At 41.7% G+C, this 9,530-nt stretch carries 16 protein-coding genes; 14 read left to right on the forward strand and 2 right to left on the reverse strand.

Going from position 1 to position 9,530, the window contains the following annotated elements; translation table 11 throughout:
- Position 1: 1 nt before the first annotated feature.
- From G3M65_RS00410 to G3M65_RS00445, 8 genes are read left to right on the forward strand one after another with little or no spacing between them, the layout of a single operon-like run.
- Entirely contained in the window at positions 2 to 190 is a 189-nt protein-coding gene (locus G3M65_RS00410) for a hypothetical protein (protein WP_173832608.1), read from the forward strand.
- Entirely contained in the window at positions 168 to 473 is a 306-nt protein-coding gene (locus G3M65_RS00415; RefSeq protein WP_173832609.1) for a hypothetical protein, read from the forward strand. Before G3M65_RS00410 ends, G3M65_RS00415 begins: the two co-directional genes overlap by 23 nt.
- Positions 458 to 886 (forward strand): HK97-gp10 family putative phage morphogenesis protein, encoded by a 429-nt coding sequence (locus G3M65_RS00420; RefSeq protein ID WP_173832610.1) that lies wholly within the window; start codon positions 458 to 460, stop codon positions 884 to 886. Before G3M65_RS00415 ends, G3M65_RS00420 begins: the two co-directional genes overlap by 16 nt.
- Complete coding sequence (locus G3M65_RS00425) at positions 886 to 1,338, forward strand: hypothetical protein (protein WP_173832611.1); 453 nt, start codon at positions 886 to 888, stop codon at positions 1,336 to 1,338. The genes G3M65_RS00420 and G3M65_RS00425 overlap by 1 nt, the downstream gene beginning before the upstream one ends.
- A complete protein-coding gene (locus G3M65_RS00430) occupies positions 1,335 to 1,508 on the forward strand; it encodes a hypothetical protein (RefSeq protein ID WP_173832612.1) in 174 nt (57 codons plus the stop codon). The genes G3M65_RS00425 and G3M65_RS00430 overlap by 4 nt, the downstream gene beginning before the upstream one ends.
- Positions 1,501 to 2,772 (forward strand): phage tail sheath subtilisin-like domain-containing protein, encoded by a 1,272-nt coding sequence (locus G3M65_RS00435; RefSeq protein ID WP_173832613.1) that lies wholly within the window; start codon positions 1,501 to 1,503, stop codon positions 2,770 to 2,772. The genes G3M65_RS00430 and G3M65_RS00435 overlap by 8 nt, the downstream gene beginning before the upstream one ends.
- Entirely contained in the window at positions 2,769 to 3,281 is a 513-nt protein-coding gene (locus tag G3M65_RS00440; RefSeq protein WP_173832614.1) for a phage major tail tube protein, read from the forward strand. The genes G3M65_RS00435 and G3M65_RS00440 overlap by 4 nt, the downstream gene beginning before the upstream one ends.
- A 2-nt stretch (positions 3,282 to 3,283) precedes the next feature.
- Complete coding sequence (locus G3M65_RS00445) at positions 3,284 to 3,544, forward strand: hypothetical protein (protein ID WP_173832615.1); 261 nt, start codon at positions 3,284 to 3,286, stop codon at positions 3,542 to 3,544.
- Positions 3,545 to 3,637: 93 nt separating this feature from the next.
- On the opposite strand, the gene G3M65_RS00450 is transcribed toward G3M65_RS00445, so the two are convergent.
- Complete coding sequence (locus G3M65_RS00450; RefSeq protein ID WP_173832616.1) at positions 3,638 to 3,874, reverse strand: hypothetical protein; 237 nt, start codon at positions 3,872 to 3,874, stop codon at positions 3,638 to 3,640.
- Between the two features lie 17 nt (positions 3,875 to 3,891).
- On the opposite strand from G3M65_RS00450, the gene G3M65_RS00455 reads away from it, so the two are divergent.
- Genes G3M65_RS00455 through G3M65_RS10625 form a run of 6 tightly spaced genes read left to right on the forward strand, consistent with a single transcriptional unit; the run spans position 3,892 to position 8,676 of the window.
- Entirely contained in the window at positions 3,892 to 6,282 is a 2,391-nt protein-coding gene (locus tag G3M65_RS00455) for a phage tail tape measure protein (RefSeq protein ID WP_173832617.1), read from the forward strand.
- Positions 6,282 to 6,788 (forward strand): phage tail protein, encoded by a 507-nt coding sequence (locus tag G3M65_RS00460; RefSeq protein WP_173832618.1) that lies wholly within the window; start codon positions 6,282 to 6,284, stop codon positions 6,786 to 6,788. Before G3M65_RS00455 ends, G3M65_RS00460 begins: the two co-directional genes overlap by 1 nt.
- Entirely contained in the window at positions 6,785 to 6,988 is a 204-nt protein-coding gene (locus G3M65_RS00465) for a tail protein X (protein ID WP_173832619.1), read from the forward strand. The genes G3M65_RS00460 and G3M65_RS00465 overlap by 4 nt, the downstream gene beginning before the upstream one ends.
- On the forward strand, positions 6,973 to 7,980 hold the full coding sequence (locus G3M65_RS00470; protein ID WP_173832620.1) for a phage late control D family protein: 1,008 nt from the start codon (positions 6,973 to 6,975) through the stop codon (positions 7,978 to 7,980). The genes G3M65_RS00465 and G3M65_RS00470 overlap by 16 nt, the downstream gene beginning before the upstream one ends.
- Positions 7,977 to 8,378, forward strand: coding sequence for a phage baseplate assembly protein V (locus tag G3M65_RS00475; protein WP_173832621.1), 402 nt, complete (start codon positions 7,977 to 7,979; stop codon positions 8,376 to 8,378). Before G3M65_RS00470 ends, G3M65_RS00475 begins: the two co-directional genes overlap by 4 nt.
- Positions 8,379 to 8,415: 37 nt before the next feature.
- Positions 8,416 to 8,676: a PAAR domain-containing protein gene (locus G3M65_RS10625; RefSeq protein WP_217422976.1), complete on the forward strand. Its 261-nt coding sequence runs from the start codon at positions 8,416 to 8,418 to the stop codon at positions 8,674 to 8,676.
- A gap of 290 nt (positions 8,677 to 8,966) precedes the next feature.
- On the opposite strand, the gene G3M65_RS00485 is transcribed toward G3M65_RS10625, so the two are convergent.
- The gene (locus G3M65_RS00485) at positions 8,967 to 9,515 is read right to left on the reverse strand and encodes a DUF4352 domain-containing protein (RefSeq protein WP_173832623.1); all 549 of its coding nucleotides are present in this window, start codon (positions 9,513 to 9,515) and stop codon (positions 8,967 to 8,969) included.
- Between the last annotated feature and the right edge of the window lie 15 nt (positions 9,516 to 9,530).

A 9,530-nucleotide genomic window follows, 5' to 3' on the forward strand; every position in this document is an offset into this window, starting at 1 on the left:
TATGGTTAAGGTAAAGGTTTTGAAAGATACAGAACTACGGATAAACGGCGTGCGGTATATCGTTAAGGCTGGAGTGCAAGATGTAGAAAGGCACGTGGCAGAGCTTTTGCTCCAGCTTTCTTTGGCAGAGCAAGTAGCAGAGAAAGAGGAAAGAAGAGAGGAAAGAAATGATAAGCGTAGAAGAGGTTAAGGAGTTTCTAAAAAACGCAGACATTCCAGACGCAGAAGTCCAAAAGGCTATCTCTCTTGCTTACGGTAGATTTGTAAGGCTCACAAACATAGCACCAGACGAGAGCAACCCACAGCACAGACAAGCACTCATAATCCTCGCAGTCTTAGAGCTGGCATCTTTTATAAACCTCTACTACAGACAGAACAACGCAGAGTTTATCAGAACGAAAGAGCTAACCGCAGAAGTAGAAAGACTGCTAAACCTAACACCCAAAGGAGCAGTGATATGGCAGACAATCTAAGAGAGTTTGAGAACTATATGAGAAAACTCCCAGAGAAGATAAAGAGTGCGGTGCGTGTAAGTCTTGAAAGAATAGGAGCGTATGGAGTTTCTAAGCTATCAGAAGGCTTCAAAACAGAGGGTAGAAGCCTTGGCGTAGAGTGGAAGCCCGTAAAAGAGAGCTATCTAAGACAGAAGATAAAGAAAGGTTTCTCTGAAAAAACCCTGCACAGAACCACGACATTAGCCCAGAGCTTTCACTCAAAAGCTACAGACACGCAAGTCCAAATAGGCACTCCAGTTCCATATGCAATATACCACGAATATGGGACAAAAAAGATGTCTGCAAGACCTTTTATGAAGCCTTTGGCTCAGTATCTGCAAGAAAGGGCTATCTCACAAATCTTTAAGAAGACACTAAGCGAGGTCTTGTGATGTGGCAGAAGATTGAAAATGGAATTACGGAACTTATAAAGCAGGTGGCACAAATAGAAAATGTCCAGCTTTGGAGTGGCAAACCCGAAGACCTACTAAAAAGACCAAACACCTATCCAGCCATAAGGGTTATAGTCCAAAAGCATGACCTAAAAAGCTTTGATATCTTTGACGCAAGTTATGAAAGCGTTTTTGACATATCTCTTCTTGTATTTTACAAAAGCCTCAGGGACGACGGGACTGGAGCTTACAGCATAATAGATAGACTATACAAGTTAAACAATCACGTAGTAAATGGCTACACCATAAAGCCTCGAGGTTCACAGCTTTTAATGTCAGACACTTCTGAGTTTATTTTTGAAGTTAAGTTTGTTGCAGAGGGCAAAGAAGTGCTTTATAAGGAAGATGAGGTGCTTACAAGAAGAATAGACTTTGAGGAGGTTGTATCATGAAGACTTACAAGGTTTTAAAGGCAGACTTTCCTTTACTTGTTCAAGACAAAGTTTTGACAACTGGTATGGTTGTAGAGCTTGAAGAGAACGAACAAGTGAAATCTCTGCTTGAAGCAGGGATTTTAAAAGAAGAAACTGAAAAGAAGAAAAAGGAGGCTAAAGATGGCTGATTTCTTGCATGGTGTTGAGACATTTATACTCACGAAAGGACCCGTTCCAGTCAGAGAAGTAAAAAGCGCTGTGGTGTTTCTCGTTGGGACTGCACCAGTGCATTTGACAAAGCCAAACGGCGTGTCTGAAGAAGATTGGTATAACGAGACTGTTAATAACCCGCTTTTGATACTTTCCAGAGAGGACGGAGCGAGATATTTTGGAGAACCAACTCCTGGATATACGATACCTTATGCCCTTGATGCTATCTTTGACCACGGCGGAACGGTTGTTATAGCTGTTAATGTTTTTGACCCAAGAGTGCATAAGAACGCTCAGAACCAACCAGACCCTTCACAGGTTCAAGCAAGCGACATAATAGGCACAGTATCATCCACTGGCAAAAGAACGGGATTGCAGATAGTAGATACACTTTTCTCTCAATTTGGCTTTACAGCGAAGATAATCATCGCACCCACATATTCAACGATGCCGGCAGTTGCAACAGAGATGATAGCAAAGGCAAATCTAAAATCCGTAAGGGCAATGGCTCTAATAGATGCGCCTGTGGGCTACACACCTCAGCAAGTTATAAATGCAAGAGGTAGCAATGGAATACTTAACTACTCAGACTACAGAGCTGTTATATGCTATCCGCATGTGAAGGTATGGGATACAGCAACCAACGCAGAAAGGCTTGAGCCCCTTTCCAGTAGATTGGCGGGTGTTATAGCCAGAACAGACCACGAAAAAGGCTACTGGTGGTCTCCTTCCAATCAAGAAATACAAGGAATAATAGGAATAGAAAGACCCATAACCGCATCTGTCAATGACCCGAGCACAGAAGCAAACCAACTCAACGCAGCAGGTGTTGTGACAGTCTTCAATAGCTTTGGAACAGGCTACAGAGTTTGGGGCAACCGCTCATCTGCTTTCCCAAGCAAAACAGACCCGCTAAACTTTATAAACATCCAAAGAACAGCAGACATAATAGCAGAAAGCCTTGAATACTACGCACTCCAATGGCTTGATAAACCTATTCAAGTTGCCATAGACGGAGTGCTATCGGGAACAAACGCCTTTATAAGAACCTTAATAGGTAGAGGAGCCCTCATAGATGGATACTGCTACTTCCCCAAAGACAAAAACCCAGAGTCAGAACTTGCCAACGGACATCTTACTTTTGCCTATCACATAATGCCACCACCACCTGCCGAAAGAATAACCTTCTACGAAGTCATAGACATAGACCTGCTAAAAGCACTAACAGGAGGTAAGTCATGATAGAGATTAACAAAGTTACAAACGCAAGAGTTTATATTAACGGCACAGATTTTATAGCAAGAGCCGAAGAGGTAGACCTTCCAAAGGTGAAATACAAGACCATAGAGCTAAAAGCGTTGGGACTTGTAGGAGAGGCAGACCTTCATACAATAGTGGACAAGATGGAAGCAAGAATAAAGTTTAACTCTGTTTATCCAGACTTTATCGCATACGCATCAGACCCAACGAAAGTCCACTCAGTTATAGTCCGAGCACCCATACAGGTTTACGACCAAAACGGCGTGAGAGTAAAGCCAATGAGAGCTGAGCTAAGAGGATACTTCAAAGAGTTTGACACTGGCAAACTAAAAAAAGGAGACAACGCAGAAGCAGAGGCGAGCATGTCCGTGATTTACTACAAACTGGAAGTGGACGGCAAAGACATATACGAGATAGATGTGTTCAACAACATTCTTAAAGTGAACGGAGAAGACAAGCTACAAGAATACAGACAGGCGATGGGAGGTTAAAAATGAAAGAGATAGTCTTGTCAGATGGCAGAAAAGCAGTCATAAAAGAAGGAAAAGGTAGAGACCTTTTCTGGGCTTTTGAAAATGCTACAACTCAAAACGAGATAATAAAGATGCTTGTTATAAGGCTTGTGGAAATAGAAGGCAAGCCAATAACAGAGGACGAACTTGAAGACTTACCCATATCAGATACTATAAATCTACTTAATGAAGTAGGCAGACTCATAAGCCCTTTGTCAGTCCAAAGACCGTCCTCGCAATGATTAAACATGGTTTTAGTTATGAAGAGCTTTGCAGTATGCCTATATCAAGCATACGATTTTGGATTAAGGAGCTTGAGGAGTATTATGAAGAGCTCAGGGAAGATATCTAAGGTTTTTCCTGAGCATAGCCTTTATTCTTTTTCTCATCTCCCTTCTTTTAGAGCGTTCTGCAAACTTTCTTTTAAGTGGAGGAAATGCAAACTTGTAAACCACATACGACAACATAAGAACAGGAGCAAGTATAAAGGCAATAAACAGACCTATTATTCCCAAGACTGGGAAAAAGTAAAAAATCGCAATCAAAATAGCCCAGGATATGAGACCAGGCATAATAAGGATTATAAACCATGGACTACACAATAGCAATAACATTACAACTTATAGACAACTTCACAAGACAGATAACTCAATCTACATCAGCGGTGCAAGATCTCTCCAACCAAGTCAAACAAACAAAAAAACTATTTGATGAACTAAAAGAAAGCGTAAAATCCGTCGTAAGCGTTGCAGAGAAGCTCGAAGATATATCTATAAAGAGCCTCCAATTTGGAGCTCCTGCGGTAGCCTTTACAAAAAGCATGGTCGATAGCTTCAAAGAGCTGGAGCAAGCCAGGACAGAAATGGAAGTTGCTTTTATGACAAGCACCGGAATTCCGAAAGAGCTTGAAGAGATAAACAGACAAGTAGAAGAGCTTGGAACGATTTTGCCAGGGTCAGCAACAGACTTTTATAAAGTAGCAACAACACTTAAAGCTCTTGGGATGACAGCAAACGAAATAGCAGCAGGAGGATTAAAATCTGCTTCTTACGCATGGGTTCTTTTCAAAAACGAAGTAAGCCCAGAGAAAGCAGCAGAATACATGCTTCAATTTGCCAACGCCTTTAAGATATCTGCAAAAGAACTAACACCTTTCCTTGATCAACTTCAAAGACTAAAATTTGCAGCAGGTCTAACCCTAACAGAAATATCTTATACAACAAAATACATTGCAGCAGACATGCAAGCTCTTGGCATACAGGGACAACTGGCTTTTAAATTCATGTCTGCTTGGATAGGCTCTTTGGCACAGGTAGGTTTAAAAGGAGAGTCTGCGGGGACAGCCATATCCAATATCCTAAGAAGCATACCACAACTTCAAGAAAAGCTAAAAAAACTTCCAGTTAAGCTAAACATAGATGTATCCAGCTTTTTTGACAAGGATGGAAAGTTTCAGTTGGAGCAATTTTTAATAACAATATCAAAACAGATAAGAGAAATAAAAGACCCACTAAAAAGAGCAGAGATAGTCCGACAACTCTTTGATGTAGAAGGAGCAAGAGCTTTCTTACCACTACTTACAGCATCAAAAGAAGAAGCTCTCCAGTATCTCGAAGCCGTGAAAGACAAAATGACTCTTGAAGAATATCAAGCCCTAAAAAAGCAGATAGAAGAAGGTGGATATACAGGCTTTGAAGCTATGGCAAAGAAGATGGAAGAGCAAGCAAACCTTCAAGCAAGGATAAACCGAATAATGCAAACTCTTGCCAATTCCATTGAAAGTCTCCAAGGAACATTCACACAATTGTTAGCCACACTTGGCGAAAAATTAGCACCAACTCTCAAAAGCCTTGCGGACATTATTAACAATACAATTGGCAATATCATAGATTGGGTAGACCAGCACAAAACTCTTTCAAGCATTATAGTCCACACAGTAGCAGGCATTGCAGGTCTTACATTAGCCTTATCTACTCTCACTCTTGTAGCTGCTTCACTCTTAAAAATTTTCGGGCTTGCCTTTGCACCGTTTCTTTGGCTTGCAAGAGTTTTACACCTTAAAGCCTTCACGCTTGCCATCTGGAAAAACATCGTAGCCTTTATAGTCTGGGCTCGCACAGGTCAAGCAAGCACAGGTTGGCTTAAAACTCTTGACTTTTTACTTTTAAAAACAAAACTTAGAATGCTATCTGCCATATCTGTGATAAAAGCCAAAACCGTGGCACTTTTACAGTGGACAATAGCCATGTCAAAAGTGGCTTTCGCACACATTCTTGCAGGTCTCAGGAACATGATTATGCTTTTTAGGGCTCTAACAATAGCCTTACTAACAAACCCCATTTTCTTAGTAATTACTGCCATAGGCATAGCAATTTGGCTACTATGGAGAAACTGGGACAAAGTCGTAAAGCTCCTTGTGTCCGCATGGAACTGGCTAAAACAAAGCTGGCAAAGATTAGCACAGTTCCTCATAACATTAAACCCATTCACGGGCATACTCTTAGCTCTAAACAACTTAACACAAAAGCTGTTAGGGATAAATCTTTACGATGCAGGAGTGAAACTTGTCAAAACTCTCTGGGAAGGTATGAAGTCCTTTGCGAACAAGCCAGTAGAAGAGTTCAAAAACATCGTGCAACGCATAAGAAACTTGCTCCCCTTTAGCCCTGCAAAAGAGGGACCGCTCAGGGACATACACAGAATAAAGCTGATAGAGACAATAGCACAAAGCATAAAGCCACAGCCTCTTATCACAGCTATGAGAAATACTCTCTCTCATATCTCTTTGCAAACGCTTACACCGACAAAACCCGCATTCGCAGGCACAAGCAATGCAGTAAATATAAACATCAGTTTCGGTGATATTAAACTTACGAATGCTACCCCGGAGACCGCCAAAGTGTTTGCAAGCGAACTTGAAAAACGAATAAGAGAAGTTCTAAGAAAAATAGACAATGAACGCTTCAGGAGGGCTTATTAATGAAATACGGCAGTTTTGGAGACATAGTCTTTGAAGTCTACGAATACTACGCACACAACGAAGAGAACACATACATCTACGCCAGACAGCAAACCATACAACCCCCATCCACAACGCAGTGGCTCGGTAGAGAGTTACAAAAAATTCGCATGAAACTTAAATTTCATTACCTACTCTCTAACCCCGCAGAAAGCTACAAGAAGTTAAAAGAAATAGCACAAAAGGGAGAGGCACAAAAATTAATAATTGCAGAACAAGTTTTAGGAGACTTTGTTATAGACAAGATAAACGCAGAGTATACACAAGTGAATACATACGGGCAACCAGTCGCTATAGAGCTTGACATTGAGCTTACCGAGTATGCAAAAAAAGAACTACAAAAAACACGACACAAAAGGGGTAGTCAAGGACAGAAAAAGAAGCAAAAGAACGCAACTCAAAAAACACAGCAACAACAAGGCAGTAAACCAAAAGCAATCATAACGAAAGAGGGGGCTAAGAAATGATATACATAACTAAGCAGGGAGACCGCTGGGACACCATAGCATACAAGCTATACGGAGACCCTTATGCCTATGACGCATTGCTTCTGTACAACCCGCAGTATGCAGGTATAACCGTCTTTCCGGCTGGCATACAACTCGTCGTCCCAGAAATAGAATACGAAGACATAAACGAGGTGTCTCCACCATGGCAGACAGACTAATAGTGCCAGAACCATACCTGTATGTGGAGCTTAACAACACAGACATCACTACGCACATAACACCCTTTCTCATTTCCTTCAGATACATAGACAACGACGGACTTCAAAAACAAGAAAGCGACGATATAGAGATAGAACTACACGACCCAGACGGCTTTTTCAGAGAAAACCCACCAGCAAGAGGCTCTGCTTTAAAGGTTAAGTTTGGCTACACAGACAAGATAAGAAATGCAGGCGTGTTTTTTATAGATAGCTATACTTACTCTATAAGCAGGGATGGGGACATTTTCACCATAAAGGCTCTTGCAAAGGATGTAAAGTCCAGCTACAGAACCATAAAGACGACCGCCTTTGAAAACAAGACATTAAAGCAAATAGCAGAAGAGATAGCAAAGAGGCACGGGTATAAGCTTCATTTCAGGGGTGAAGACATTTCTTTTACGAGGCTAACCCAAAACCAAAAGCGAGACTTGGAATTTCTTTCTGAACTCTGCAGGCTCTATGGGAAAACCTGTAAGATTTCAAATAAAACGATTGTAATAATAGACCTAGAGGAACCCGCAGGCATATATAAGCTAACAAGAGAGAACATCATCTCCGCCAGCTTTGAAGTTAGCTCCCTGTATGAACAAAGCTCAGAAGTTGTCTACTTTGACCCAAGTAAGAAAGAAACCACACAAGACAAAAAACAAAGCAAAGTCAAAGCATCAGGAGACACACAGAAGATAAACAAAAGAGTGGAAAACAAAAAACAGGCAGAGACAATAAGCAAAAAGCAAGCAATACTAAACAGCATGAAAGAACTACAAGCAAAAGTAGAATGTATCGGCATCCCCGACCTGCATGCAGGAGGCTGGGTAGCAATAGAAGGCTTTGGCAGATTTGATAGAGAGTATTACATACAGACCGCAACACACGTAATAACAAGAGATGGCTACACAACCGAGCTTGAATTATTGCTTGCACCATCCCAAGGAGGTAAGAAAAAATGATAAGAGTTGGCAAAGTCGTAGCGGTAGATGACAAAAACGCAAAAGTCAGAGTGCAGATAGAAGATGCAGATGCAGTCATCACATACTGGCTTTCGGTAGTCCACCAAAAGACACAAAACGACAAACACTACTGGCTCCCCGACGTCGGAGAGTTGGTTGTATGTGCTTTCTACGAAGATGACTGGGACACGGGTTTTGTGCTTGGGGCAGTCTACAACGATAAAGATAAACCACCTACACAAACAAGAGATAAGTTTGTAATAGAATTCAAAGATGGCACACGCATAGAATACGACAGAGCAGAACACAAGCTGCATATAAACGTGAAAGGCGACATTCTCATAGAGGCGGACGGAAACATGACGCTTAAAGCAAGTAGAATAGACCTGAACCCATAAGGAGGGGCTAATGCCAGCAGTTGTTAGACTTGGAGATATGAGTTGTGGTCATGGCTGTTTTCCAGCAAGACCGAGCGTGGAAGGCAGTCCAAACGTGTTTGTAAACGGGAAACCAGCACATCGTGTTGGAGATGCTTGGGCTACACATTGCTGTGGTCCAGCTTGCCATGACGGAGTCGCTTCGTCAGGAAGTGCTACTGTGTTCGTAAACGGAAAACCGCTGTGCAGGGTAGGAGATGCTATAAGCTGTGGAGATACAATGTGTGAGGGGTCGGAGAACGTGTTTTGTTGGCGTTAACGTTAACAGGGAGGAAAGCCCTCTCTTGGAAGGTGAAGAAATTGAAAAAATTTCAAAAACTTCCCTTTCCCTGCCTCAGGGGTGTTTCAGATTTTTCAAAAACATGCATGTCGGCAAACCCTTGATACACAAGGCTTTGAGATATGTCGTGAAACACCCCTCATTTTGTTTGAAAAATATGAAACACTTTTGGCAGATTATATTAACAGATGCGTCAAAGCCTTGTGTTTCTTTATGTTCCGCTATGTCCCTGTATGTCCCGTAATCAAGGTGGGGGTGTTTCACATTTTTCAAAAATTACACTTTAGCTTGAACTTATAACCCTTTATGTTTAAAGTTAACTCCTTTGCATCCTCTGGTATTTTCTGAAAGTATACAAAACCGCTTAAAGTAGCACCGGGTTGAAGCTCTCCAAACACAAGGGCTTTGTTTACCAAGTCTGGGTATACGTCCCTTGAAGGGGGATAGGCATAGTAGGGAGACCACCAAAGGCCAAAGGGATAACTCCAATATCCTACGCTAAAGCTAAAGCCAACGCCGTAGTTTCTCCCTAAGACATTGGCTACATCACCGGGTGGTATGGGATTGTATTGTCTACCCTTGTCGTCCACAAGGAATATATCTTCTCTCCTTATAGATATGGGCTCTTTTCCTTTGTTTTCAAGGCTTATAAATATGGGTAAAACATAGCTGTCAAGGTCAGAAGGTGAAAACCGCCAAGCCTTTGTGTCTATCTTTACCACAAGACCGTTGGAGAGCTCAGAGGGTCCTTCCACATTCCAAGTCTTTACCGCACAGCTATAGATAAAGAGGATAAGGAGTATAACAAGCCTTTTCATGCCTTATAATATAAG

It is taken from the genome of Hydrogenobacter sp. T-8 (genome assembly GCF_011006175.1).
In the GTDB taxonomy this organism is placed as follows: Bacteria; Aquificota; Aquificia; order Aquificales; family Aquificaceae; genus Pampinifervens; species Pampinifervens florentissimum.